We start from the raw sequence: 25702 nt of genomic DNA on the forward strand, positions 1-25702 counted from the left end.
GCACGGACGCGTGTCCGCGACTGCTAGGGAGTGCTCGTGAACCCGTCGAAGTCGGCCTCGCCCGTGGTGCCCGAGGCGTGCGAGGTCTGGGTCAGGCCGACGTCCTGGGTGGCCGCGGCGGTCGGGACATTGATGGTGCCGACCAGGTTCCAGGTGGCGTTGTCGGTCGAGTAGTAACCGCTGTACGAGGTGCCGTCACGGACGAGCTTCAGCCACGAGGGGTAGACGGCGGTACCGGTGGAGTCCTGGGAGTCCAGTTTCCCGTCGCCGTCGCTGTCCCAGTCGAGCAGATAGCCGTTGCCCGGGGTCGCGACGAGGGCCAGATAGCCGGGAGACGTGTTGGGCTGGGTGATGTCGTTGCGGACCATGATCCCGGCCTTCGCCCAGACGTCCGTGTCCGACTGGGAGTCGAGCTTCACCGTGGTGGTCGAACCGTCGTGCTCGGCCCCGGGCAGATAGACCGTGCCGTATTCGTTGGTGCCGTTGTACAGATCGGCGCCCTGGGCGCGGATGCCGATCTGGCTGCCGGACTCGCTGAAGCTCGCCGTGGTGGAGGCGAACGTCCGGTAAGGGGCGGTCACTTGGTGGTTGACGGTGATCGTGTCACCGGCGGTCAGCCGGGTCTTCCCGTCCGGCCGGAAGCGGTAGGTGGCCGTCCCCTGGAAGTCGCTGGAGGCGAACAGCTTCGCCGAGGGCGGGATGGACACGGAGTAGGTGGCCTTGAGCGCGTGGCCGCCGCGGATCGTCCGGGCCGTGGTCGCGGACCGCGTGGTGATCTTCGTGCCCGCCGGCCCGGTGAGGGTCAGGGCGCCATCGGCGACCGGCCGCGACCCGTTGTCGGACAGGACAGCGGTCACGGTACGAGTGGTGCTGTCGCTCGCCGCCGGGGCCCAGTTGAGCCCGAAGGAGACATCCGGAGCCGCGCCGGACACCACGTGCCGGCTCCCGTGCACCCGGTACAGGACCACGCCGTGCGCCGGAACGTCGGCGGCGATCCGGCCCGCGGACTCGGTCAGCCCGTGGCTCCACAGGTCCCGCAGGGAGTAGTCGCGCGCCTTGGCCAGCCCCAGCGCGGAAGTGGTCGTAGCCACCTCCCGGGGAGCGGACCCGGTGTTGAACAGACCGACCACGACATCGCCGTCGGCCTCGGTCTTGGCGAACACCTGGGAGTTGGCGTCCGAGGAGATCCGCTGGGCGTCGATGCCGTCCTGGTCGACCCCGAGGACGTCGGTGTTCTTCAGCAACGCGAGGTCGGCCGCGTCGAGATGGGTGAGGTCGGTGCCGAGAATGAGCGGAGAGGCGGCCAGCGACCACAGGCTCATCTGGGTCCTGCGCTCGTCGGGAGTCAGGCCGTTGTTCGCGCCGTTGCCGATCTCCAGGGAGTCGTAGTCGTTGTAACCGCCGGGTCCGCCGTACGGTGCCCAGGCCGCGACCTGGTCGAAGCGCGAGGCGACGGAGGCCCAGGTGGTCAGGGGGTAACTACTGCCGTCAGGACCGCAGTAGCACTCGACGTCGCCACCGGTGCGCCAGCCGTTGGAGAGCTTCTTCCAGGTGGCCGCGTTGTTGATGTCGAGGTTGTTGGACAGCTCCAGATGGATGGGCCGGCCGGTGTGGTGCAGGGCGTCCGACCAGGCCTGGACGTCCTGTTGGTCGGAGGTGCCGACACCGTCGATCTTGAGATAGTCGATGCCCCAGCCCGCGAACTGACCGGCCCACGAGTCGACATACGTCTGCGCGCCGGGCTTGGTGTAGTCGATGCCCACCATGCCGCCGCAGTTGTAGTTGTTCTCGGTCGTCGTGGTGGCGATGTCCCGTGCGTGGTATCGCGTTCCCTTGATCTCGGTGTTCTTGGCGACCGCCTGCTTCGAGATGCCGGGGGTGACGTACAGGCCGAACTTCAGCCCGAGGGCGTGGACATAGTCGGCCACGACCTGGATGCCGTTCTCACTCCCGCGCGGCGGGAACTTGACGGGGTCGGTGACCCAGCGGCCGTACTGGTCGACGTCCGGTCCCTGGTCGCCCGGGCACTGATACCAGAAGTCGTCGATGTTGGCGTAGACGTAGCCGTTTTTGGCCAGGCCGCTGGTCTTCAGCGCCTTCGCCTGTGCCTCGATGGTCTGCGCGGTCGGGTTACGCCGGACGAAGCTCCAACTGCTCCATCCCAGCACGGGCTTGAGCCCGACACCGTTGTCATCGGCTCGCGCGGACTGACCGCCGGACACGGTGATTCCCATGGTGAGCAGCAGCGCTCCGGTGAACGCGGCCAGTACTCCGCGGATCTGTCTTCTCATGAGCTGTTCCTCCATCGCAACGCCCACTTGACTCAGAAAACGTCAAGAACCAACCCCGTGGACGCGACAAGTGAACAGGACTGAACTCCAGCCACCACATAGCGCGGTTGGCCAAAACTGGGTCAAGTCTGTGGGGTCGCTGTGGTGCGGCCCAGCAGCCGCGCCTGCTCCAGCTTCAGTTCACCGAAGCCCCGGCGTGCGTAGGAGGCCAGCTCCGGGCCCGGGAACGGGACCAGCGACAGATGCTCCGAGAAGTCGCCCTGCGCCCAACGCGCCGCGGTGATCTCGTATCCCGCCGCGTGTGCGCACAACTCCAGCAGCAGGGTGGGCATTTCCGGTTCGAGCAGCAGATCCGCGCGCCCCACGACGAGTTCGCGCATCTCCCGGAGCATCGGCAGAAAAACGGCCGTCACCCACAGCCGCCACTCCGCCGACTCCTCCTCGGTCGGCGGAGTGGCGTCGGCGAAGGGTGAGATGCCTCCGGGGCGGGCGTGCCGCTGCCGGAACGCGGCGAAAGTGCGGGCGTTGGCCTCGGCCAGCGCGAACAACGGGCCGTAGAACTCGCTGAGTTGGCGATTGACCCGAGCGAGCCGCTCCTGCCGCTGCGCCAGCCGCAGACCGTTGAGATACGTGACGACGAACCCGGTGAAGGTCAGCGTGACGGTGATGACGACTGCGATCATGCCGGGATCGTATGGACTTCACGCGGAAGGCGAGAGCTGTTCGCGCACCCAGGCCGGATCGGGATTGGTGTGTGCCTCGCCCGCCACGACGACCGTCGGCACGGTCTCGTTGCCGTCGTTGGCCGCCCTCGCCGCCGCGGCTGCTTCGGGATCGCGCCAGATGTTGACCCAGTGCAACTGGCGGCCGCTGCGGCCCAGTCGGATGCGCAGTCGCATGCAGTACGCACAGCCCGGACGCCACAGGACCACCGGCCGGCCGTCGACCGCGCTACGGCGCTCCGCCTCCCGCATGCCGGTCGGCCTCGGGAAGATCAGGGGCGAGTTCAGGCCCGCGAGCGCCAGGAACACCAGCAGGAGTGCCGCGGCTGGGCCGGGGTTCCCCCCGAAGAACAGCGCGGTCGCGAGGGCTGAGCCGCAGAGGGCGAGCAGTATCGGCGTGGTCCAGGCGCGCATCATGGTGACCCACACTACCGATGAGCCGGAATACTCCACCGGTTCCCCGAACAACCCCGCCCCGCCCGCCACTTAACCCCCCGCCCGCCGTTTACAGCCTCCCCAGTCCGCGCTAACTTCACGGACAAGTGGGGTGGGAGCGCTCCCATCGTCCGACGGTCCGGAACCCGTCTGATGCCCCCGGGATCGCCCCACCCCACGCATCCCCATCCGCACGTTCCTCACGACCGCCGAGCGAAGGGACGTAGAAGTGTCATGTCTATGACAGCATCAAACGGAACCTCATCGAACATCACGCCGCGATTACCACGCCCCACCCCCCACCGAGCCCTCTTCCTCGTGCTCATGGCCCTCCTCACCACCATCCCCGCCCTGGCCCTGATCCTCGCCACCGGCGGCCGGGCGGAGGCCCACGGCACCCCCATGAAACCCGGCAGCCGCACCTTCCTCTGCTGGCAGGACGCCCTCACCGACACCGGCGAGATCAAACCGGTCAACCAGGCCTGCAAGGCGGCCCAACAGGTCAGCGGGACCACGCCGTTCTACAACTGGTTCTCCGTGCTCCGCTCCGACGGCGCCGGCCGCACCCGCGGCTTCGTGCCGGACGGCGAGCTGTGCAGCGGCGGCAACCCCAACTTCACCGGCTTCAACCTCCCGCGCGACGACTGGCCCCTCACCCACCTCACCTCGGGCGCGACGGTCGACTTCTCGTACAACGCCTGGGCGGCACACCCGGGTTGGTTCTACGTCTACATCACCAAGGACGGCTTCGACCCGACGAAGACACTCACCTGGGACGACATGGAGGACACCCCGTTCCTCACCGTCGACCACCCGCCGCTCAACGGCACCCCGGGCACGGTCGAGGCCAACTACTCCTGGACCGGACAGCTCCCGGCGAACAAGTCGGGGCGCCACATCATCTACATGGTGTGGCAGCGCTCGGACAGCACGGAGACCTTCTACTCCTGCTCCGACGTCGTCTTCGACGGCGGCAACGGCGAGGTGACGGGCATTCACGACCCGGGCAACCCCACCGACCCGGTGCCGGGCGTCTGCTCCGCCACCCGCCGTACGACGGGCAGTTGGCCCGGCGGCTACCAGTCCGAGGTGACCGTCACCAACAGCGGTGACGTCCCGATGCTCGGCTGGATGGTCAACTGGTCGCTCCCCGGCGGTCAGTCGGTCGCCAGCCTGTGGAACGGCAACGCGACCTACAGCGGCCAGGACGTGATGGTGCACAACGTCGACTGGAACGGCTCGCTGAGTCCGGGACAGAGCGCCACCTTCGGCTACGTCGTGAACGGCGACGGAGGCGACGCGGCAACGACCCTGCCCTGCCAGGTCGGTTGACCCGCTGCTCGGGGCGGACCCGGTGGGCGGGGGGCCACCGGGTCCGCGAGCCGGGCGGGTCATGGGGGTGAACCCGCCCGGGTGGTGCGTGGCTTGAGGCGACGCTGCGGTGCGACAACGTTGTCGAATGGTCTCCCTATGACTTTACTGCTCCAACGGACAACGATGTCAACCCAGTTGACCAAGGTGCACCGTCCGAGTGGCCGCCCCGTGCGCCCGCGCCGGAGCACGCGCCCTTCCGTGGTACGGGTGGCGCACGTTACTGTCCACGCGGCTTGTGCGACCTGTGGTGCGCGACCCGTCCGAAGGAGGAGGGGCCGCGTCATGCGTTTCCGTCCCATGTCCCTATTTCTTGCCGCCGCCCTCGCGGTCGGCGGCGCCACCCCCGCCCTGGCGGCGACCGCCGTCCCGGCCCAACTGGTCAAGGACCCCAGCGCGTACGTCGATCCGCTGATCGGCACCAAGAACGGCGGCAATGTCTTCCCGGGCGCCGTCATGCCCTTCGGCATGCTCTCCTGGAGCCCGGAGAACACCAGAGGCAGCGCCACCGGCACCGCCGCGCCCGGCGGTTACCAGTACGACGCCACCCGCATCCGCGGCTTCAGCCTCACCCACATGTCCGGCACGGGCTGCGCGGGCGGCAGCGGCGACATCCCGTTCTTCCCGTACGCGGGCGAGGTCACCTCGTCCCCGGCGAGCGACACCAAGGACGCCGTCTACGCCTCCGACTTCAGCCACACCGACGAGTCCGCCGAGCCCGGCCACTACCGGGTCGGCCTCGCCTCCGGCGTCACCGCCGATCTCACGGCGACGGCCCGCACCGGCTCCGGCCGCTTCACCTACCCGGCGGACAAGCCTGCCTCGCTGCTGATCCGCACAGCCAACTCCGAGGTGGGATCAACCGATTCGTCGGTCACCATCGACCCGAGGACCCGCACGGTCTCTGGGTCAGTCACCTCCGGAAACTTCTGCGGTTACCTAGACCCCGAGGGCCAACGCGCCTACTACACCCTGTACTTCACCGCCCACTTCGACCGCGCCTTCAAGTCGACCGGCACCTGGCAGGACGGGACCCTGACCCCGGGCTCCACCTCCGCCACCGGCGGCACCGGCGGATTCACCTCCGGCGGGCGGCCCGTCGCGGGCAAGGGGGCGGGCGGCTACGTCGAGTTCGAGCCCGGCAGCGGCCCGGTCGGCGTCAAGGTCGGTATCTCCTACGTCAGTCAGGCCGGCGCCCGGGCCAACCTCGCGGCGGAGAACCCGCCGCGGCGCTCCTTCGAGGCGGTCGAGGACGCGGCCCACCGCGCCTGGCGCGACCAACTCGGCGCGATCGAGGTCGGCGGCGGTACGGAGGCCGAGCGAACCACCTTCTACACCGCGCTCTACCACTCCCTCCTGCACCCGAACGTCATCAGCGACACCGACCGCAGATACACGGGCAGCGACGGCGAGGTGCACACGGTCGGGCGCGGTCATCAGGCGCAGTACGGCACCTTCTCCGGCTGGGACGTCTACCGCTCCCAGGTCCAGCTCCTCACCCTCCTCAGTCCGCGCACCGGCTCCGACATCGCCCAGTCCCTCTACGAACTCGCCCGGCAGAACGGGGGAGTCTGGGACCGCTGGCTGCACGGCGCGAGTGGCACCCACGTCATGAACGGCGACCCCTCACCCACCGCCCTGGCCGGCATCCGCGCCTTCGGCGGCACGGACTTCGACCTGAAGGGAGCACTCGGCTCGCTGGTGCGGGCGGCGACCGTACCGACCGCCCAGGACCTGTCCTCCTCGGGCAAGCCGGTGCTGTCGGTGGGCCAACGCCCGTCCCTGGACAAGTACTTGGCCCTGCAGTACATGCCGTCCGTCTCCAACGCCTGGGGCGGCGCCGCCGAGACGCTGGAGATGTCCACGGCGGACTTCGCGCTCTCCCAACTCGCCACGGCGGCAGGGGAGAAGGGCACGGCCGCCGACTTCGCCGAGCGCGCCCAGTGGTGGCAGAACAACTTCAACATCGCGGCCGACCCCACCGGCGGCTACATCGCCAACCGCAAGGCCGACGGCAGTTGGGTCACCGGCTTCACCCCGGGCACCGGCAACGGCTTCGTGGAGGGCACGGCCGCCCAGTACACCTGGATGGTCCAGCACAACCCGGCGGGCCTCTTCGCGGCGATGGGCGGCACGGACAAGGCCCTCGCCCGCCTCGACTCCTTCTTCCACGAGGCGGACGGGAGTTGGGCCTTCACCGGCAGCGGCGGCGACAAGTCCGAGCTGGACAACGAGCCGTCCGTCAACGTCCCCTACCTCTACGACTACGCGGGCGCGCCCTACAAGGCCCAGGAGACGGTCAGGGCGGCCATGAAGCAGCTCTGGACGACCGACCCCGCCGGTATCCCCGGCAACGACGACCTCGGCGAGATGTCGTCCTGGTACGTCTTCTCCGCGCTCGGCATGTACCCCCAGGTCCCCTCCCGTGCCGAACTCACTCTCGCCTCACCCCTGTTCGAGCGCATCGAAATCAACCGCCCGTACGGCAACGACATCTCCATCCGCGCGAAGGGCGCCGCGACCGACGCCCCGTACATCCAGTCCCTGAAGGTCAACGGCCGTACCAGCCACCGCCCTTGGCTCTCCTCCTCCCTCGTCCGTGACGGCGGCACCCTCGACTACACCCTCTCCACCACCCCGAACCGCACCTGGGGCAGTGCCGCCGCTGACGCCCCGCCGTCCTTCCGCACCGGCGAACAGCCGTACCAGATCGGCGTGGGCCCGACCGCCGCGACCCTCGCCCCCGGCGACAGCACCAAGGTGAACATTCGGGCTCTGTCCCTCAGCGGCGGCACCGGACCCGAGGTCCGCTACCGCGTCGAGGCGCCCACCGGAGTCACCGCAACTCCCGCCCAGGGCACGGTGATCGACGGCTCCCAGGACATCACCCTCACCGCCGCGGACGACGTCCAACAGGGCTTCTACGACGTGAAGGTCACCGTCACCTCCGGCGACACCTCGTACCAGCAGCCGGTGTCCCTCACCGTGGCCGCGCCCGGCACTCTCCTCGCCGCCTACAACAACACCGGCGTCTCCGACGACACCGGCGAGCACGACGAGGCGGACTACGACGGAGGCGGCTGGAGCTACTCCCTCCAGGCCCTCGCGGCGGCCGGGCTGACCCCCGGCGGCACGGGCACGGTGGACGGGCTCGGCTTCACCTGGCCGAACTCGCCGGGCGGACGCCCGGACAACGTCTCTGCGGCCGGGCAGACCGTCCAACTCCCGCAGCCCGCAAGCGCCTTGTCCTTCGTCGGCAGCGCGGTCAACGGCAACCAGCAGACCAAGGCGACCGTCACCTACACCGACGGCACAACCGACGCGATCGACCTCTCCTTCACGGACTGGACGGTCGGCGGGGGCGGCGGCACCGTGCAGTTCGGCAACGAGGTCGTCGCCCGGGCCCCGTACCGCAATGTCGCCGGTGCGGACAAGGACCCGGTCGTCACCTATGTGTTCGCCACCAAGCCGTTCACGGCACCCACGGGCAAGACCATCAAGAGCGTGACACTTCCGGACGACCCGGATCTCCATGTGTTCACCCTTGCGGTGAACTGACGTCCACAATGTGTGCCCTCGCCCGTTCCGGTGGCGGGGGCACATCGACGCGTGCGAGCATCCGCAGATGGGTAAACGGCCGCACCTGCCCGAGGAGTTTCGGGCCGAAGCGCGTACGGCCTTCGCGTTCCTGGTCGGGGACGAGGGCTTCGCGCCGCCGGAGGACATAGACGGCGGTCTGCGCTATCTGCGCGCGGACCTCATGGTGCGCGTCTGGTTCCTGGGCGGCGCCGAATCGGAGGTCCTGACACGACTGATCCCCCTGGCGCCGGACGGCACCAGGGGGAGCGGCGCTTGGCTGGACGACCTGTACACGGCCGCCGCGTGCGGCCCGCCGCAGGACGTCCCGGTGTTCGCGTCGACCAGACGAGGCGTGGTCAAACGGGTCCACCAGCACGCGGAGGCGTTGCGCCGACTGCTGCCCCGCCTCCCCGTGCCGTGACCGGACCTCAGGCGAGCAACTCCACCTCCGCGAGCGTCGAACTGCCGGTCAGGACAAGGCGGTAGTGCGCGTACGAGCCCGGTGACGCGACCGAGAACGCGCGCGTCTGCTTGTCCCAGGCGAAGGACTCACCGGAGCGCCGGTCGAGCGTCTTCCATGTCGTCCCGTCCTTCGAACCCTGGAGGGTCCAGCCAGTCGGCGCCTTCGTGCGGTCTGTAGACGACGTGAGCGTGTACTGGACGCCCTTGGTGGCCTTGGTGACCGGCAGGTCCACCGAGGTCACCGTCGCGTCCGTGGCCGACGTGTTGTCGAACAGGGCGCCGTCACCGGCGAGTTGGTCGCTGCGGGGCGTCGGCACCTTGTCGTTCGTGGTGATCGACACCGGCGCCGCCTCCTTGCCGCTGCCCCACGACGAGGGCTTGGAGCCCATGGAGAAGTCCAGCACTCCGCCCTTCTCCAGCAGCGAGTGCGGGAGTGAAGTCTTCGTCCAGGTCTGCCCGTTGACCTTCAGGCCCTGGACGTAGACGTTCTTCGTGCTGTTCTTCGGCGCCTTGACGACGAGGTCCTTGCCGTTCTCCAGGTGGACGGTCGCCTTGGTGAACAGCGGGGAGCCGATGGCGTATTCGCCGCTGCCCATCACCAGTGGGTAGAAGCCGAGCGCGGAGAAGAGATACCAGGCCGACTGCTCGCCGTTGTCCTCGTCGCCGTGGTAGCCCTGCCCGATCTCGCTGCCGGTGTACAGGCGCGACAGCACCTCGCGCACGTTCTTCTGCGCCTTCCAGGGCTCGCCGGCCGCGTCGTACATGTAGTTGACGTGGTGGGCGACCTGGTTGGAGTGACCGTACTGGCCCATCCGGACGTCCCGCGCCTCCGTCATCTCGTGGATGACCCCGCCGTAGGAGCCGACGAAGTCGGAGGAGGCCGTCTCCGGGGTGCTGAAGTACTGGTCGAGCTTGTCCCCGAGGGCCTTCCGGCCGCCGTAGAGGTTGGCGAGGCCGCGGCTGTCCTGCGGGGCGGTGAAGGCGTAGCCCCAGCCGTCGGTCTCCGTGTAGTCGTAGCCCCACACGCGCGGGTCGTACTTCGAGGAGTCGAGGCGCCAGTCGCCCTGCGCGGTCCTGCCCTGGAAGAAGCCGGCCTGCTTGTCGAAGAGGTTCACGTAGTCCTGGGCCCGGTTGAGGAAATACTCCGACTCCTCCTTGTAGTGCTTCTCCCCGGTCTTCTTGTAGAGGGCCTGACCCATCTTCGCGATGCCGTAGTCGTTGACGTAGCCCTCCATCGCCCAGGAGAAGCCCTCGCCCGTGTCGGTGCTCGTGTAGCCGAGGAAGGGCGAGGTGGTCATGCCCTTGCGGCCCACGCCGGAGGAGGGCGGGACGACGGTCGCGTTCTTCACGGCGGCGTCGTAGGCCGCCTCGGCGTCGAACTTCACGCCCTTGACGTACGCGTCCGCGAACGCGACGTCCGAGGAGGTGCCGGTCATCAGGTCGGCGTAGCCGGGGGAGGACCAGCGCGAGGTCCAGCCGCCGTCCTTGTACTGCTGCACGAACCCGTCGACCATCTCACCGGCCTGACCGGGCGTCAGAAGTGAGTACGCCGGCCAGGTGGTCCGATAGGTGTCCCAGAAGCCGTTGTTGACGTACACCTTGCCGTTCACGATCTTCGCGCCGGTGTGCGTCGGGGTGTCCTGGCTCGGCATCGGGGAGAACGGCGAGGCGTACTGGTACGTCGAACCGACCTTCTCGAAACCGGAGTTGGGGTACAGGTACAGCCGGTACATGCTGGAGTACAGCGTCGTGAGCTGATCGGGTGTCGCGCCCTCCACCTCGACCTTGCCGAGCAGCTTGTCCCACACCTTCTGCGCCTGCTGCCTGACCTTGTCGAAGGAGGTGCCGTCCGGGATCTCCTGACGCAGGTTGTCCTTCGCCTGGTCGACGCTGATCAGCGAAGTGGCCAGGCGCAGGGTGACGGTGTGGTCGGCGCCCGCCTTGAACCGCAGATAGCCCTTGACCCCGCTGGAGGAGCCGTCCGTCACCGGCGCGTCGAAGACGCCGTAGACGAAGAGCCGCGTAGCGCCCGTGGACAGGCCGGACTTGACGTCCGAGTAGCCGGTGACGGTCCCGGTGTCCTTGTCGAGGGTCAGGCCCGCCTGCTCGGTGACGTTGTCGAAGATGACGCTCGCGTCGTCGCCGGGGTAGGTGAAGCGCAGCGAGGCCGCGTGGTCGGTCGGGGCCATCTCGGCCTTCAGACCGTTCTCGAAAGTGACGCCGTAGTAGTACGGGCGCGCGGTCTCGTTCTCGTGCCGGAACGCCAACTCCCGTGCGGTGGGAGCGGTGTTGGGCGTTCCCGAGGCCGCCGACGGCATCACCTGGAAGGTCTGCCGGTCGCCCATCCAGGGGCTGGGCTCATGGCTCAGGCTCAGCGCTTGGAGCGTCGGCAGGTTGTCGTCGTTGTTCGCGCGTGCGTAGTCGTAGAGCCAGCTCAGCGACGACGAATTCGTCACCGGGGTCCAGAAGTTGAAGCCGTGCGGCAGCGCGGTCGCGGGGAAGTTGTTGCCGCGCGAGAAGCTGCCGCTGGAGTTGGTGCCCCGCGTGGTCAGCGCGTAGTCCGACAGATGCGCCTTCGGCTTCTCCGGTGCGACCGACTTGATGCTCAGGTCGTCCAGCCAGCCGCGGAACTTCGCCGGGCCACTGGGGGAGTCGTAGGCCAGGAGAATCCGGTCGACGGTCTTCCCGGCCGCGACCGAACCGATCCGCGAGAGGACGTTGTTCCACTGGTTCACGTAGAGGATCTTGGCCGCGCCCTGCCCCTGCGGAGTGAGCGCGAAGCCGTGCGAGTCGGTCGCGCCGAGGTCGCTGAGGTAGGTGCCGTCCGTGAAGACCAGGTCGACGGAGACGTTCGTGGCGTCGTAGTCGCGGTCGCCGTCGGCCATCTGCGGGAAGATCTTGTACGACAGCGCGGTGTCACGGCCGACCGGCACGTCCACGTCGAAGACCTTGTTGTACGAGTACGCCCGTCCCGTCGCCGTATGACGGCCCGCGTAGCGCAGCGCCCGCTTCCCGGTGAAGCCGGCGCCCGCCTTGGCGGTGGGGGAGCCGCTGGGGCCGCGGTCGACCAGCGACAGCATGTCCTCGGGGATCGGGGCGGTGCTGCCGCCGGTCGAGAACTGGAAGTCGGCGAGCTGGAGGATGCCGCTCGCGCCGTTGTTCCTCGTGATGTCGAGCCGGAAGTGCTGGTACTCGGCCGGCTCGGCGAGGTCGTACGACTTGGTCTGGAACCGTTCGGCGAAGGTCTCGCCGGCGCGGGTGTCGAGGGTCTTCCAGTCCTTGCCGTCCGTCGAGCCCTGGAGCGTCCAGTCCTTCGGGTCGCGTTCGGCGTAGTCGTTCGCCGAAGTCAGCGCGTACGTCACTATCTTGGCCGGCTTGTCGAGGTCGAACTCGACCCAGCCCGTCGACTCGAAGGTCAGCCACTTGGTGCCGGACTCGCCGTCGACGAGGTTCTCCTTCACCTCGCCGCCGCCCGTGTTCTCGGAGCTGGCCCGGACGTCGGTGACATGGTCGGTCACATTGCCGGGGATGCCGCTGCTGTAGCCGCCGTCGACGCCGGAGGCGCGCTTGGAGCCGTCCGGCGCGGTGTCGACCGTGTTGAGCCAGTCGGGTGCCGGATCTCCCGTCTCGAAGGAGGAGGCGAACTCCCCGCCCGGGGAAGGGGCCTTGTCCGGAAGCGCGACCGCCACTCCCTGCGAGCCCACCACCAGTGCCAGTGCGACTGCCGAACTCCACCATCTGTGCCGCATACGAGAGAACCCTCCCTGCACGTTGGACAACGTTGTCAGCTACGACGCGCAAGGAACAGTAGGGAGTCAAGTGGCCTGGCATGTCAAGGGTGTTGAGTGTGGCATTCGAGGGCAATAACGGGGATTTCTCCGTCATCGAACACACAGGGCGTTCATATTTCCGCCAGGTCTCACTTCGGAAAAGACCGACAACCTACCCTGCATTCGATCTTGCTCTGTCGGCGGGAAGTGGACTATACCTGTCGCGTTCGACACCGCTCCCTAAGCAGCACGCACGAAGTACCTCCTGCACGACCAAGCTCGACCTGACCGCGGTGCCGGGGAGGATCCGGTTCACCGCCTGAGTCCTGGAGAAGGCGAGGACTTGAGCATGGGATCCACTTCCGCCGAGAACAACGGTTTGGGCGGCGTCGGCCGCCGCGAATTGATCAAGAGGTCGGCCGCACTCGGTCTGATCTCCGTACCCACGATGAGTTTCCTGGCCGCGTGTGCGAGCGGCGGCGGGGACGACACCAGCAGCGACAACAACACCACGGGCACCACGTCCAAGACGAATCCCTTCGGCGTCAAGAAGGGCAGCACGCTCGACGTCGTCGTCTTCAAGGGCGGTTACGGCGACGACTACGCCAAGGCGTGGGAGGCCAACTTCAAGACGAAGTTGGGCGTCAGCTCGACCCACACCGGCACCCAGGAGATCACCGGCAAACTCCAGCCCCGCTTCAACGCGGGCAACCCGCCGGACATCGTGGACGACTCCGGCGCCCAGCAGATCAAGGTCGACGTCCTGTACAAGAACGGCCAGCTGCTCGACCTGTCACCCGTGCTGGACGCGCCCGCGATCGACGACCCGACCAAGAAGGTCCGCGATCTGCTGATCCCCGGCACCCTCGACCCGGGTGTGCAGGAGGGCAAGGTCGTCGCCCTCAACTACATCTACACGGTCTGGGGTCTGTGGTACTCGGGCAAGCTCTTCAAGGAGAAGGGCTGGACGCCGCCGAAGACCTGGGACGACTTCATCGCCCTGTGCCAGAAGGCGAAGGCGGCCGGTATCGGGGGTCTCGCCCACCAGGGCAAGTACCCGTACTACATCAACGTCGCCATCATGGACCTGATCGCCAAGAAGGGCGGGATCGACGCCGTCAAGGCGATCGACAACCTCGACCCGAAGGCGTTCGTCGGCTCCGCCGCCGCACAGGCCGGTATCGAGGCGATCTACGAGGTGGTGGAGAAGGACCTGTTGATGCCCGGCACCAACGGCCTGACCCACACCGAGTCGCAGACCCGCTGGAACCAGTACAAGGCCGCCTTCATCACCTGTGGTTCCTGGCTGGAGAACGAGCAGCTCAAGCTGACGCCGACGGACTTCGACATGAAGTTCCTGCCGATGCCGCTGCTGGCCGACAGCAAGATGCCCTTCGAGGCGATCCGGGCCGGCTCCGGCGAGCCCTTCATCATCCCGGCGAAGGCCAAGAACCTCCCCGGCGCCAAGGAGTTCATGCGCCACATGCTCTCCAAGGAGTGGTCGACCCTCTTCGCCAAGGAGGCCAACTCGCTCACCATCCTCAAGGACGGTGTCGACTCCAGCGTCACCCTGCGCCCGGGCACCCAGTCCACGGTCGAGGCGTCCAAGGCGGCCGGCGACAACACCTTCCGCTACCTCTACCCCGACTGGTACAGCGAGATGGACACCTCCATCCAGAACGCGTCCAACGAGCTGATGTCCAAGCGCATCCAGCCCAAGGAGTGGCTGAAGCGCTGCCAGGCCGCCGTCGACAAGCAGGCCAAGGACCCGGCGTCCAAGAAGAACGTGCACTCCTGATCACAAGGCCTGATCGCACCACCTGATCACGCTCGGGACACCAGGGGCAGGAAACGCCAATGCGCAAAGGGCAGTACAGGTTCGTCGCGGGATTTCTCTTCGTTCCCGTGGCGCTCTATCTGATCTTCGTGATCTGGCCGTACATCCAGACGTTCGGCTATTCGCTGACCGACTGGAAGGGCGAGTCGCAGAGCTTCAAGTTCGTCGGGCTGGACAACTACCGAACGCTGCTCCACGACGACGTCTTCAAGGAGGCCATCTGGCACAACCTCCTGTTCCTGGTGTTCATCCCCGTGATCACCATTCTGCTGGCCCTCTTTTTCGCCTTCATGGTGAACGCGGGAGGGCGCAGCAAGGCCGGCGGTGTGCAGGGTGTCGCCGGTTCCGGGTTCTACAAAATCGTCTATTTCTTCCCGCAGGTGCTGTCGCTGGCGATTCTCGCGGTGCTGTTCAACGCGGTGTACCGCAGCGACGGCGGCGGTCTGCTCAACGGTTTCCTGATCAAACTCCACCTGGTGGACGCCAACAATCCGGTGGAGTGGCTCAACGAGCCCAACGTGGTTCTCTGGGCGCTGATGGCGGTCGTGGTGTGGCACGGCGTCGGTTTCTATCTGGTGCTGTTCTCCGCGGCCATGCAGTCCATTCCGCGGGACATCTACGAGGCCGCACTGATCGACGGCGCGAACCGCTCCCAGTCCTTCTTCCGGATCACCCTGCCGCTGCTCTGGGAGACCGTGCAGACGGCCTGGGTGTATCTCGGCATCATCGCGATGGACATGTTCGTCCTGGTCTCCTCCATGACCTCGAACATGGGCGCCTACGGAGGCGGTCCCGACCATGGCAGCGACGTCATGTCGACCGTGTTGATGCGCAACTTCCTCTACTTCGGGAAGAGCGGCTACGCCTGCGCGATGGGCGTTGTCATGCTGCTGCTCACCCTGGTCCTGTCCGTGGTCACGCTGCGCGCCACCCGCCGTGAGCGCATCGAGTTCTGAGCGGGAGACATACGACGATGAGCGCACCCCTCAAGGAGACCGCCCCCGCGGGCGGCACCGTCCCGCCGCAGCCCTCGGCCGGGAAGCCCAGCGCCCGGCCCGGTGAGCCACGCGGCGAGGGCGTCGTACTGAACGCCTTCTCGCACGGCTTCCTGGCCCTGTGGGCCCTGCTGATCGTGCTGCCGCTGCTGTGGCTGGTGTTCAGCTCGTTCAAGACCGATGTGCAGATCGGCAACTCGGCCTTCGGCTGGCCGCACAACTGGTCGTTCGACGTGTTCCGGCGGGCCTGGAGCAAGGGCATCGGCGACTACTTCGTGAACACCGTGATCGTGCTGGTGTTCTCGGTGCCGCTGACGATGCTGTTCGGTTCGATGGCCGCGTACGTGCTGGCCCGCTACCAGTTCTGGGGCAACCGGCTGCTGTACTACTTCTTCGTCGCCGGCGCGATGTTCCCGGTGTTCCTGGCGCTGGTCCCGCTGTTCTTCATGGTCAAGCGCCTCGACATGCTCAACACGTACCAGGGGCTGATCCTGGTCTACATCGCCTACTCGATGCCGTTCACGGTGTTCTTCATGCACGCGTTCTTCCGCACGCTGCCCACGGCGGTCTTCGAGGCGGCGATCCTCGACGGCGCCTCGCACACCCGGACGTTCTTCCAAGTGATGTTGCCGATGGCCAAGGCCGGGCTGATCAGTGTCGGGATCTTCAACACCCTCGGCCAGTGGAACCAGTTCATCCTGCCGACGGTCCTGATGCAGCCGCAGAGCGGCTCCGACCCCGAGCGCTATGTCCTCACCCAGGGCCTCATCCAACTCCAGCAGCAACAGGGATACGCCTCCGACCTGCCCGTTCTCTTCGCGGGCGTGACGATCGCCATGATCCCGATGCTCGTCGTCTACCTGTCCTTCCAGCGCCAGGTGCAGTCCGGTCTGACCTCGGCGACGCTGAAGTAGCGCGCCTGGAGGACGTAGAAGGAACCCCTCGTTCCACCACCGCTCCCGGTCGGCCGGGAGCGGTGTCCACGTATGTGTCCGAGACCCCCGATGCGGTTCAACCTCTTGACGGGAGGCAACCCGAACGGCTCAGCTTAGAGTTCACTAGTTGGACATAGACGGGGCCTCATCGATGCGGTCCCGCGCGCAGGAGGTCGTCGTGGAGACTCCGGGGTCGCAGTCGTCACTGCACCGAGCCAATCTTGAGCGGGTCGTCCGTGCGGTGCGGTTGGCCGGGTCGCTCACGCAGGCGGAGATCGCGAGGACGACGGGCCTGTCCGCTGCGACGGTCTCCAACATCGTGCGCGAGCTCAAGGACGGCGGAACGGTCGAGGTCACGCCCACCTCGGCGGGTGGCCGCCGGGCCCGCAGCGTGTCGCTGAGCGGGGACGCCGGCATCGTCATCGGGGTCGACTTCGGGCACACGCATTTGCGCGTCGCGGTTGGGAATCTCGCCCACCAGGTGCTGGCCGAGGAGTCCGAGCCGGTCGACGTGGACGCCTCCTCGACGCAGGGCTTCGACCGGGCGGAAGAGCTGGTCAACCGGCTGATCACGGCGACCGGGGTGGACCGTTCCAAGATCGCCGGAGTGGGCCTCGGTGTGCCCGGGCCGATCGACGTGGAGTCGGGCACCCTGGGCTCCACCGCCATCCTCCCGGGCTGGACCGGCACCAGACCCGCCGAGGAGCTGGGCAGCCGCCTCGGGGTGCCCGTACACGTGGACAACGACGCCAACCTGGGCGCCCTCGGTGAGCTGGTCTGGGGGAGTGGTCGGGGGGTCAGGGACCTGGCGTACATCAAGGTCGCGAGCGGTGTCGGCGCCGGCCTGGTCATCAACGGCAAGATCTACCGGGGCCCGGGTGGCACAGCGGGAGAAATCGGGCATATTACTCTTGATGAGTCCGGCCCTGTCTGCCGCTGCGGAAACCGGGGCTGCCTGGAGACCTTCACGGCCGCGCGCTATGTGCTGCCGCTCCTCCAGTCCAGTCACGGCACCGACCTGACCATGGAAGGAGTCGTACGACTGGCGCGGGACGGAGACCCGGGCTGTCGTCGGGTGATCGCCGACGTCGGCCGCCACATCGGCAGTGGAGTCGCCAATCTCTGCAATTTGCTGAACCCGAGCCGAGTGGTCCTCGGTGGCGATCTCGCCGAGGCCGGTGAGCTGGTGCTCGGGCCGATCAGGGAGTCTGTCGGCCGCTATGCGATCCCCAGTGCGGCGCGTCAACTGTCCGTTCTCCCGGGGGCACTTGGAGGCCGTGCGGAGGTGCTCGGAGCACTCGCCCTCGCACTCAGCGAGATGGGTGATTCGACCCTTTTGGACGGGTCGCTGACCGCGGCCACACCTGTCTTCACTTAGAGAACGCACGACGCCGTTGCCATCTCGTTAAGTATTTACTTCTTGACGTCGCACGCGTGGCCGAGTTGACTTCCAGCCACCTCGGCCGCAACGTCGCGGCCTCGTCAGGGAGGTTTCTGAAGTGAACACGCGTATGCGTCGTGCCGCCGTTGCCGTCATCGCCACCACGATGGCCGTCTCCATGGCCGCCTGTGGCAAGGCCGGAGACGACAAGAAGTCCGACAGCAGCTCCAGCGCCTCGGGCAGCACCAACGCCAAGATCGGCCTGCTCCTGCCCGACAGTGTCACCACGCGGTACGAGAAGTTCGACAAGCCGTACTTCGAGGCCAAGGTCAAGGAGCTCTGCTCCGGCTGCACCGTCGAGTACAACAACGCCAACGCCAGCGCGGCCACCCAGGCCCAGCAGGTCAGCAGCATGATCACCAAGGGCGTCAAGGTCATCGTGATCAGCGCCCAGGACTCGGCCGCGATCAAGTCCTCGATCCAGCAGGCCGTCAACAAGGGCATCAAGGTCGTCGCGTACGACCGTCTGGCCCAGGGCCCGGTCTCCGCGTACGTGTCCTTCGACAACGTCCAGGTCGGCAAGCTCCAGGGCGAGGCGCTCCTCACCGCGCTGGGCTCGAAGGCCACCACGAAGTCGAAGATCGTCATGATCAACGGTGACGACGCCGACCCGAACGCCGCGCAGTTCAAGAAGGGCGCCCACGAGGCCCTCGACGGCAAGGTCGACATCGCCTACGAGCAGTCCGGTCTGTGGAAGGACACCATCGCCGGGCAGAAGATGTCGGCGGCCATCACCCAGCTCGGTGCCAAGAACATCGCGGGCGTCTACTCCGCCAACGACGGCATGGCCGGTGGCATCGCCACCGTCCTCAAGGGCGCCAAGATCAGCGGCATCCCGCTGACGGGTCAGGACGCGGAGCTCGCCGGTATCCAGCGCATCGTCGCCGGTACCCAGTCCAGCACCGTCTACAAGGCCTTCAAGCCGGAGGCCGAGGCGGCCGCCACGCTCGCCGTCGACCTGGCGCAGAACAAGAGCATCTCCTCGCTCGCCACCACGACCCAGACCAGCGGCTCGGGCAACAAGGTGCCCTCGCAGCTCCTGACCCCGGTGTCGGTCACCAAGGCCAACATCAAGGACACGGTCATCAAGGACGGCCTCTACACCGTCGCGCAGATCTGCACCACCGACTACGCCGCGGCGTGCAAGACGGCCGGTCTGCAGTAACCACCGCCCAGCGGTGACAAAGCCCCTTCGGCGTCCGCCCCGCCTTCACACCCCGCTGCGGGGCGGGCGCCGATCGGAACCGATGCGAACGCAGCCGTTGCCAACTGGCATCGGCCGCGCGCATGTTCATCTTGTAAATCTGTGCCTAGGCACAACCCTCCGCGCCTTTTGACAAGCGCGGCATCCCCGCCGGTCAGGCGGCGAAGGAGATGGTTCACGTGTCCGCTACGCCCGTGCTGGCGTTGCGCGGAGTCTCCAAGCGATTCGGTGCGGTGCAGGCCCTCACCGATGTCGAACTGGAGGTCCACGCCGGAGAAGTGGTCGCGCTCGTCGGCGACAACGGCGCAGGAAAGTCCACCCTGGTGAAGACCATCGCCGGAGTGCACCCCATCGATGAAGGAGTCATCGAGTGGGAGGGCAACGCGGTCAGCATCAACAAGCCGCACGACGCCCAGGGACTCGGAGTCGCGACGGTCTACCAGGACCTCGCGCTCTGCGACAACCTCGATGTCGTCGGCAACCTCTACCTCGGACGTGAGCTGCTGCGCCGAGGCGTGATCGACGAGGTCACGATGGAGAAGAACTCCCGGGAGCTGCTGAGCACGCTCTCCATCCGCATCCCCAGTGTGCGGATCCCGATCGCCAGCCTCTCCGGAGGTCAGCGGCAGGTCGTCGCCATCGCCCGCGCGCTGATCGGTGACCCCAAGGTCGTCATCCTCGACGAGCCCACCGCCGCCCTCGGCGTCGAGCAGACCGCCCAGGTCCTCGACCTGGTCGAGCGGCTGCGCGAGCGCAACCTCGGCGTCATCCTCATCAGCCACAACATGGCCGACGTCAAGGCGGTCGCGGACACCGTCAACGTGCTGCGCCTGGGCAAGAACAACGGCTCCTTCCCGGTGAAGGACACCAGTCAGGAAACGATCATCGCCGCGATCACCGGTGCCACGGACAACGCCGTGACCCGTCGTGCGGTGCGCAGCACGGAGGCGGCAAAGTGAGCGACACGTCCAACACCGTGAAGAAGGACGCGGTCCAACCGACCGCTCCGGCTCCGGCCGACGACCCCACGGCCGCGGCCGCGGCCGCCACCGTCATCGACCCTCGTCTGCTGATCCGCGAAGAGGGCTTCAAGGGCTACATCACCGAGTTCAAGCGCAAGGTCAAGGGCGGTGAACTCGGCTCGCTGCCGGTCGTCGCCGGTCTGATCGTCATCGGCATCATCTTCCAGCTGCAGAACAGCCGGTTCCTGAGCGCGGACAACCTGTCCAACATCAGCTACTACCTGTCGGCCACCGGCATGCTCGCCATCGGCCTGGTCTTCGTGCTGCTGCTCGGCGAGATCGACCTGTCCGTCGGCTCGGTCAGCGGTCTGGCGTCCACCCTGTTCGCCGTCTTCGTGGTCAACCACGGGATGAACGGCTGGCTGGCGCTGGTCCTGACCATCGTCACGGGCATCGGCATCGGCGCGCTGCACGGCTTCTTCTTCGCGAGGATCGGCGTACCGGCGTTCGTCGTCACCCTGGCCGGCTTCCTCGGCTGGAACGGTCTGATGCTGTGGCTGCTCGGTTCGAGCGGCACCATCAACATCCCGGACGCGGGTCCGGTGCACCTGCTCGGCCAGAGCTCGTTCTTCATGGACCAGTCGATCGCCGGCGCCTACATCCTGGCCGCTCTCGGCGTCGCCTCGCTGCTCTTCGGCTCGCTCATCGACCAGCGACGCCGCAAGGCCGCCGGGGTGCCCTTCCGGCCCACCAGTGAGATCGGCCTGCGGGTCGGCCTGCTCGCCGTGGCCGCGTTCGTCACCGCCGCGGTGCTGAACTCCTCGGCCGGTGTCTCCAACTCGCTGGTGATCTTCCTCGCCTCGCTGGTGATCGTGGACTTCGTGCTCCGCCGTACCCCCTACGGCCGCAAGGTCTTCGCGGTCGGCGGCGGCATCGAGGCCGCGCGGCGTGCCGGTATCAACGTCTCCATGATCCGCATCACCGTGTTCGCCATCTCCGGCGGGTTCGCGGCGGTCGGCGGTATGTTCTTCGCCGGCCAGACCCAGAGCGCCACGCTCAACGCCGGTGGCGGCAACACCCTGATGCTGGCCATCGCGGCCGCGGTCATCGGCGGTACGAGCCTCTTCGGCGGCCGCGGCACCGTCTGGTCCGCGCTCCTCGGCATGCTCGTCATCCAGTCGATCCAGACCGGCCTCGACCTGCTCAACATGAACACGTCGATCCAGTACATGATCACGGGTGGCGTTCTGCTCGGCGCGGTCGTCATCGACTCCGTGTCCCGCAAGAGCCAGAAGGCCGCCGGTCGCGGCTGACCCGCGCCCTCGCCGACCAGTGCCCGGTACCGAACGCGGTACCGGGCACAGTCATGTCGTAGGAAAGACTGTTCCCGGGTACAGCCGATCGTGTGACGTACGACGCAGAGCCCGGGCGCCGTCCGCAAAGGCGGAACATTAGACTCGACAAGCCCGGCAACAGCTCGATCAGCTCTACTGCAAGGAGGCACGGGTGCCGCTGCTGACCCGCATCAGGGGACCGCGCGATCTGGACCGGCTCAGCCTGGAGCAGCTCGACCAGCTCGCCGAGGAGATCCGGACCTTCCTCGTGGACGCCGTCTCCAAGACCGGCGGCCACCTCGGACCGAACCTCGGTGTGGTCGAGCTGACCATCGCCCTGCACCGCGTGTTCGAGTCTCCGAAGGACCGGGTGCTGTGGGACACCGGCCACCAGTCCTACGTCCACAAGCTGCTGACCGGCCGCCAGGACTTCTCCAAGCTGAAGCAGCGGGGTGGCCTCTCCGGCTACCCCTCGCAGGCCGAGTCCGAGCACGACGTCATCGAGAACTCGCACGCCTCCACCGTCCTCGGCTGGGCCGACGGCCTCGCCAAGGCCAACCAGGTGCTGAAACGCGACGACCACGTGGTCGCCGTGATCGGTGACGGCGCCCTCACCGGCGGCATGGCCTGGGAGGCGCTGAACAACATCGCCGACGCCAAGGACCGCCCCCTCGTCATCGTCGTCAACGACAACGAGCGGTCGTACGCACCCACCATCGGCGGCCTCGCCAACCACCTGGCGACCCTGCGGACCACCGACGGCTACGAGCGCTTCCTGGCCCGCGGCAAGGACCTCCTGGAGCGCACCCCGGTCGTCGGCAGGCCCCTCTACGAGACGCTGCACGGCGCGAAGAAGGGCCTGAAGGACTTCATCGCCCCCCAGGGCATGTTCGAGGACCTCGGCCTGAAGTACGTCGGCCCCATCGACGGCCACGACATCGAGGCCATGGAGTCCGCGCTGGCCCGCGCCAAGCGCTTCGGCGGCCCGGTCATCGTCCACGTCCTCACCGAGAAGGGCCGCGGCTACCAGCCCGCCCTCCAGGACGAGGCCGACCGCTTCCACGGCATCGGCCCCATCCACCCCGACACCGGCCTGCCGATCAAGGCCTCCGGCGCCGACTGGACCTCCGTCTTCGGCGACGAGATGGTCGCGCTCGGCCAGGAGCGCGAGGACATCGTCGCGATCACCGCCGCGATGCTCCAGCCGGTCGGCCTGAAGAAGTTCGCCGACGCGTTCCCGGACCGGATCTACGACGTCGGCATCGCCGAGCAGCACGGCGCCGTCTCCGCGGCGGGCCTCGCCACCGGCGGACTGCACCCCGTCTTCGCCGTCTACGCCACCTTCCTCAACCGCGCCTTCGACCAGGTGCTGATGGATGTCGCCCTGCACAAGTGCGGGGTGACCTTCGTCCTGGACCGGGCCGGCGTCACCGGCACCGACGGCGCCTCCCACAACGGCATGTGGGACATGTCGATCCTCCAGGTCGTCCCGGGCCTCCGCCTCGCCGCGCCGCGCGACGCCGAGCAGGTCCGCGCCCAGCTCCGCGAGGCCGTACAGGTCAAGGACGCGCCGACGGTGGTCCGCTTCTCCAAGGGCGCGGTCGGCCCGGCCGTACCCGCCGTGGGCCGGATCGGCGGCATGGACGTGCTGCGCGCGCCCGGTACCGACGCCCCGGACGTCCTGCTGGTCTCGGTCGGCGCGCTGGCGCCGATGTGCCTGGAGATCGCCGACCTCCTCGACAAGCAGGGCATCTCCACCACCGTCGTCGACCCGCGCTGGGTCAAGCCCGTCGACGAGGCCATGGCCCCGCTCGCGGAGCAGCACCGGGTGGTCGTCACCGTCGAGGACAACTCCCGTGTCGGAGGCGTCGGTTCGGCGGTCGCGCAGGCGTTGCGCGACGCGGGCGTGGACGTCCCGCTGCGCGACTTCGGCATCCCGCCGCGCTTCCTCGACCACGCCTCCCGCGCCGAGGTGCTGACGGAGATCGGCCTCACCGCCCCCGACATCGCCCGCCAGGTCACCGGTCTGGTCTCCAAGCTGGACGGCCGGTTCGAACGGCCCACCGCCGAGGTCGACTCGGTGGAGCCGGCACGCGACTGACACAGGAGCAGACCCGCCCGTACGGACCGCTTTTACCACTCTTTGCAGTGGTGAAAGCGGTCCGTTCGCGTGAAGCCGCCCGCGTCGGGGCATACGCACCACGCCCCCTCTCGATCATGTCGAGGACGCCAAGCGTGGGAGGTACACCCGTGAGCAGCACCCTCTTCCGGACGAAGAGAGTCGAACAGTCCATCAAGGACACCGAGGAACCGGAGCACGCGCTCAAGAAGTCGCTCTCGGCCCTGGATCTGACCGTCTTCGGCGTCGGTGTCGTCATCGGCACCGGCATCTTCGTCCTCACCGGCACGGCCGCCAAGAACACCGCCGGCCCAGCGGTGGCCCTGTCCTTCGTCGTGGCCGGCGTCGTCTGTGCCCTCGCGGCGCTCTGCTACGCCGAGTTCGCGTCCACGGTCCCGGTCGCGGGCTCCGCGTACACCTTCTCGTACGCCTCGCTGGGCGAGTTCCCCGCGTGGATCATCGGCTGGGACCTGGTCCTCGAACTCGCCCTCGGTACAGCGGTGGTGGCGGTCGGCTGGTCCGGCTACATCCACTCGCTGCTGGACAACGCGGGCTGGCATCTGCCCGAGGCGCTCAGCGGCCGGGACGGCGCCCACGGCTTCGGCTTCGACATCCTCGCCGCCGCGCTCGTCCTCGTCCTCACCGCCATCCTCGTCCTGGGCATGAAACTCTCCGCGCGGGTCACCTCGGTCGTCGTCGCCATCAAGGTCGCCGTCGTCCTCGTGGTGATCATCGCCGGCGCCTTCTTCATCGAGGGCGACAACTACAAGCCCTTCATCCCCAAGTCGCAGGCGGTGGAGGCGGGCGGCAACCTCAAGGCCCCGCTCATCCAGTTGATGTTCGGCTGGGCCCCCTCCAACTTCGGCGTGATGGGCATCTTCACCGCCGCGTCGGTCGTCTTCTTCGCCTTCATCGGCTTCGACGTCGTGGCCACCGCCGCCGAGGAGACCCGCAACCCGCAGCGTGACGTACCGCGCGGCATCCTCGGCTCGCTGATCATCTGCACCACGCTGTACGTTGCCGTGGCGGTCGTGGTCACCGGTATGCAGAAGTACAGCTCACTGTCGATCGACGCGCCGCTCGCCGACGCGTTCAAGGCCACCGGGCACCCGTGGTTCGCGGGCCTGATCAGCTTCGGCGCGGCCATCGGCCTCACGACGGTGTGCATGATCCTGCTCCTGGGCCAGGCCCGCGTCTTCTTCGCGATGAGCCGCGACGGCCTGCTGCCCCGCTTCTTCTCCCACGTCCACCCGCGCTTCCGCACCCCCTACCGCCCGACCATCCTCCTCGGCGTGATCATCGCGATCGTCTCGGGCTTCACCAGCCTCAGCGAACTCGCCGAACTGGTCAACATCGGCACCCTGTTCGCCTTCATCGTGGTGGCGATCGGCGTCATCATCCTCCGCCGCTCCCGCCCCGACCTCCCCCGCTCCTTCCGCACCCCCCTCGTCCCGATCCTCCCCATCGTCTCGGTCCTGGCCTCCCTCTGGCTGATGCTCAACCTCCCCGCCGAAACCTGGCTTCGCTTCGCCATCTGGATGGCGATCGGCTTCGCGGTGTACTTCTTCTACGGCCGGACGCACAGCCGGTTGGGCTTGCGGCAGGGGGCGGAGACGGGGGGACCTGTCGGACCCTCGGCCGGGAACATGCCGTAGGCCCTCGGCTCCTTGGCGGTCGGCCGGGCTGCTGGTCCCGACCCTGTCGACAGCCAACCGAGTTGGCCGTCCGGCCTCGTGGGTCTCGCTTGGGTGGGGGCTGCGGGGCCGGACGCGGTTTGTCCTATGGAGCGGGCCGGCCTGGCAGGCGACCGTACCCCGTTCAGCCCCGTACGCTCCGCGGCCCCGCGACCTCCGCACCCAACTCCCCCACCCTGCGCCGCAGTTCCCGGTCCGCCGTGACCACCAGGCAAGGGCGGCCCCCGGCCTCGGTGACCAGTTCGACCATTCGGTCGTCGCCGCTGTGGGGTGCGGAGTCCACCCGTACGCCCGGGACGGAGTCCACGCCGCGGGCCGCGCCCTCCACCACGAGGACGATCTCCACGGGGTCGGTGCGGCCGGGCAGGCCGTTGGTCGCGAGGTGGTCGCGGAGGCGTTCGGCGGCTCCCTTGCGGTCGCGCCACCAGCCGTCCGGTACCGAGCCGACGACGTTCGCGCCGTCGACGATCACCAGCAGGGGAGCCTCCTCGTCCATGGGGACAGGGTCCCACGGCGGGCGGGGGCACCCTGCGTCGATGCGTCCGCCCCGA

17 protein-coding genes are annotated in these 25702 nt (G+C 67.8%); 12 read left to right on the top strand and 5 right to left on the bottom strand.

From position 1 onward, the window contains the following. Positions 1–23: 23 nt before the first annotated feature. The 3 genes from ABZT04_RS22705 to ABZT04_RS22715 all read right to left on the bottom strand — a co-directional run bounded on the left by ABZT04_RS22705 (position 24) and on the right by ABZT04_RS22715 (position 3430). On the bottom strand, positions 24–2291 hold the full coding sequence (locus ABZT04_RS22705) for an NEW3 domain-containing protein (RefSeq protein ID WP_356058726.1): 2268 nt from the start codon (positions 2289–2291) through the stop codon (positions 24–26). 122 nt (positions 2292–2413) lie between these two features. Then, on the bottom strand, positions 2414–2974 hold the full coding sequence (locus ABZT04_RS22710) for a hypothetical protein (RefSeq protein WP_356058727.1): 561 nt from the start codon (positions 2972–2974) through the stop codon (positions 2414–2416). An 18-nt stretch (positions 2975–2992) separates the two neighbouring features. Then, positions 2993–3430: a glutaredoxin domain-containing protein gene (locus tag ABZT04_RS22715; RefSeq protein WP_356058728.1), complete on the bottom strand. Its 438-nt coding sequence runs from the start codon at positions 3428–3430 to the stop codon at positions 2993–2995. A 342-nt stretch (positions 3431–3772) separates the two neighbouring features. Here ABZT04_RS22715 and ABZT04_RS22720 point away from each other — a divergent pair, with 342 nt between their 5' ends. The 3 genes from ABZT04_RS22720 to ABZT04_RS22730 all read left to right on the top strand — a co-directional run bounded on the left by ABZT04_RS22720 (position 3773) and on the right by ABZT04_RS22730 (position 8819). After that, complete coding sequence (locus tag ABZT04_RS22720; protein WP_356058729.1) at positions 3773–4780, top strand: lytic polysaccharide monooxygenase; 1008 nt, start codon at positions 3773–3775, stop codon at positions 4778–4780. Between the two features lie 324 nt (positions 4781–5104). Continuing rightward, entirely contained in the window at positions 5105–8377 is a 3273-nt protein-coding gene (locus ABZT04_RS22725; RefSeq protein WP_356058731.1) for a GH92 family glycosyl hydrolase, read from the top strand. A 67-nt stretch (positions 8378–8444) separates the two neighbouring features. Continuing rightward, positions 8445–8819, top strand: a complete 375-nt coding sequence (locus ABZT04_RS22730; RefSeq protein WP_355901962.1) for a hypothetical protein — start codon at positions 8445–8447, stop codon at positions 8817–8819. 7 nt (positions 8820–8826) lie between these two features. On the opposite strand, the gene ABZT04_RS22735 is transcribed toward ABZT04_RS22730, so the two are convergent. Then, positions 8827–12609 carry a GH92 family glycosyl hydrolase gene (locus tag ABZT04_RS22735; protein ID WP_356058732.1) on the bottom strand — a complete coding sequence of 1261 codons (3783 nt, stop codon included), beginning with the start codon at positions 12607–12609 and terminating at the stop codon, positions 8827–8829. Between the two features lie 370 nt (positions 12610–12979). Between ABZT04_RS22735 and ngcE the strand changes: the two genes are divergently transcribed. The 9 genes from ngcE (at position 12980) to ABZT04_RS22780 (ending at position 25112) form a co-directional block, all read left to right on the top strand. Continuing rightward, complete coding sequence (gene ngcE / locus ABZT04_RS22740) at positions 12980–14428, top strand: N-acetylglucosamine/diacetylchitobiose ABC transporter substrate-binding protein (protein ID WP_356058733.1); 1449 nt, start codon at positions 12980–12982, stop codon at positions 14426–14428. Positions 14429–14487: 59 nt separating this feature from the next. Continuing rightward, complete coding sequence (locus ABZT04_RS22745; protein ID WP_356058734.1) at positions 14488–15423, top strand: sugar ABC transporter permease; 936 nt, start codon at positions 14488–14490, stop codon at positions 15421–15423. Positions 15424–15440: 17 nt separating this feature from the next. Then, positions 15441–16376 (top strand): carbohydrate ABC transporter permease, encoded by a 936-nt coding sequence (locus ABZT04_RS22750; protein WP_356058736.1) that lies wholly within the window; start codon positions 15441–15443, stop codon positions 16374–16376. 199 nt (positions 16377–16575) lie between these two features. Then, the gene (locus ABZT04_RS22755) at positions 16576–17775 is read left to right on the top strand and encodes an ROK family transcriptional regulator (RefSeq protein ID WP_019063292.1); all 1200 of its coding nucleotides are present in this window, start codon (positions 16576–16578) and stop codon (positions 17773–17775) included. Between the two features lie 133 nt (positions 17776–17908). Further along, the gene (locus ABZT04_RS22760) at positions 17909–19003 is read left to right on the top strand and encodes a substrate-binding domain-containing protein (RefSeq protein ID WP_356058786.1); all 1095 of its coding nucleotides are present in this window, start codon (positions 17909–17911) and stop codon (positions 19001–19003) included. Between the two features lie 209 nt (positions 19004–19212). Further along, positions 19213–20001: an ATP-binding cassette domain-containing protein gene (locus tag ABZT04_RS22765; protein ID WP_355901950.1), complete on the top strand. Its 789-nt coding sequence runs from the start codon at positions 19213–19215 to the stop codon at positions 19999–20001. Further along, positions 19998–21317 (top strand): sugar ABC transporter permease, encoded by a 1320-nt coding sequence (locus tag ABZT04_RS22770; RefSeq protein WP_356058737.1) that lies wholly within the window; start codon positions 19998–20000, stop codon positions 21315–21317. Before ABZT04_RS22765 ends, ABZT04_RS22770 begins: the two co-directional genes overlap by 4 nt. Positions 21318–21510: 193 nt before the next feature. Next, complete coding sequence (dxs, locus tag ABZT04_RS22775; RefSeq protein ID WP_356058739.1) at positions 21511–23439, top strand: 1-deoxy-D-xylulose-5-phosphate synthase; 1929 nt, start codon at positions 21511–21513, stop codon at positions 23437–23439. A 149-nt stretch (positions 23440–23588) separates the two neighbouring features. After that, positions 23589–25112: an amino acid permease gene (locus ABZT04_RS22780; protein WP_356058740.1), complete on the top strand. Its 1524-nt coding sequence runs from the start codon at positions 23589–23591 to the stop codon at positions 25110–25112. 163 nt (positions 25113–25275) lie between these two features. On the opposite strand, the gene ABZT04_RS22785 is transcribed toward ABZT04_RS22780, so the two are convergent. After that, positions 25276–25647, bottom strand: coding sequence for an NTP pyrophosphohydrolase (locus tag ABZT04_RS22785; protein ID WP_356058741.1), 372 nt, complete (start codon positions 25645–25647; stop codon positions 25276–25278). Positions 25648–25702 lie beyond the last annotated feature (55 nt).

Origin of the sequence: Streptomyces sp. NPDC005492 (genome assembly GCF_040605995.1) — a bacterium.
Taxonomy (GTDB): Bacteria; Actinomycetota; Actinomycetes; order Streptomycetales; family Streptomycetaceae; genus Streptomyces.

Excerpts from the sequence above, each read along its gene's own strand:
- ABZT04_RS22705 (WP_356058726.1), bottom strand. The coding sequence starts at position 2,291 with ATGAGAAGACAGATCCGCGGAGTACTGGCCGCGTTCACCGGAGCGCTG.
- ABZT04_RS22710 (WP_356058727.1), bottom strand. The coding sequence starts at position 2,974 with ATGATCGCAGTCGTCATCACCGTCACGCTGACCTTCACCGGGTTCGTC.
- ABZT04_RS22715 (WP_356058728.1), bottom strand. The coding sequence starts at position 3,430 with ATGATGCGCGCCTGGACCACGCCGATACTGCTCGCCCTCTGCGGCTCA.
- ABZT04_RS22720 (WP_356058729.1), top strand. The coding sequence starts at position 3,773 with ATGGCCCTCCTCACCACCATCCCCGCCCTGGCCCTGATCCTCGCCACC.
- ABZT04_RS22725 (WP_356058731.1), top strand. The coding sequence starts at position 5,105 with ATGCGTTTCCGTCCCATGTCCCTATTTCTTGCCGCCGCCCTCGCGGTC.
- ABZT04_RS22730 (WP_355901962.1), top strand. The coding sequence starts at position 8,445 with ATGGGTAAACGGCCGCACCTGCCCGAGGAGTTTCGGGCCGAAGCGCGT.
- ABZT04_RS22735 (WP_356058732.1), bottom strand. The coding sequence starts at position 12,609 with ATGCGGCACAGATGGTGGAGTTCGGCAGTCGCACTGGCACTGGTGGTG.
- ngcE (WP_356058733.1), top strand. The coding sequence starts at position 12,980 with ATGGGATCCACTTCCGCCGAGAACAACGGTTTGGGCGGCGTCGGCCGC.
- ABZT04_RS22745 (WP_356058734.1), top strand. The coding sequence starts at position 14,488 with ATGCGCAAAGGGCAGTACAGGTTCGTCGCGGGATTTCTCTTCGTTCCC.
- ABZT04_RS22750 (WP_356058736.1), top strand. The coding sequence starts at position 15,441 with ATGAGCGCACCCCTCAAGGAGACCGCCCCCGCGGGCGGCACCGTCCCG.
- ABZT04_RS22760 (WP_356058786.1), top strand. The coding sequence starts at position 17,909 with ATGCGTCGTGCCGCCGTTGCCGTCATCGCCACCACGATGGCCGTCTCC.
- ABZT04_RS22765 (WP_355901950.1), top strand. The coding sequence starts at position 19,213 with ATGGTTCACGTGTCCGCTACGCCCGTGCTGGCGTTGCGCGGAGTCTCC.
- ABZT04_RS22785 (WP_356058741.1), bottom strand. The coding sequence starts at position 25,647 with ATGGACGAGGAGGCTCCCCTGCTGGTGATCGTCGACGGCGCGAACGTC.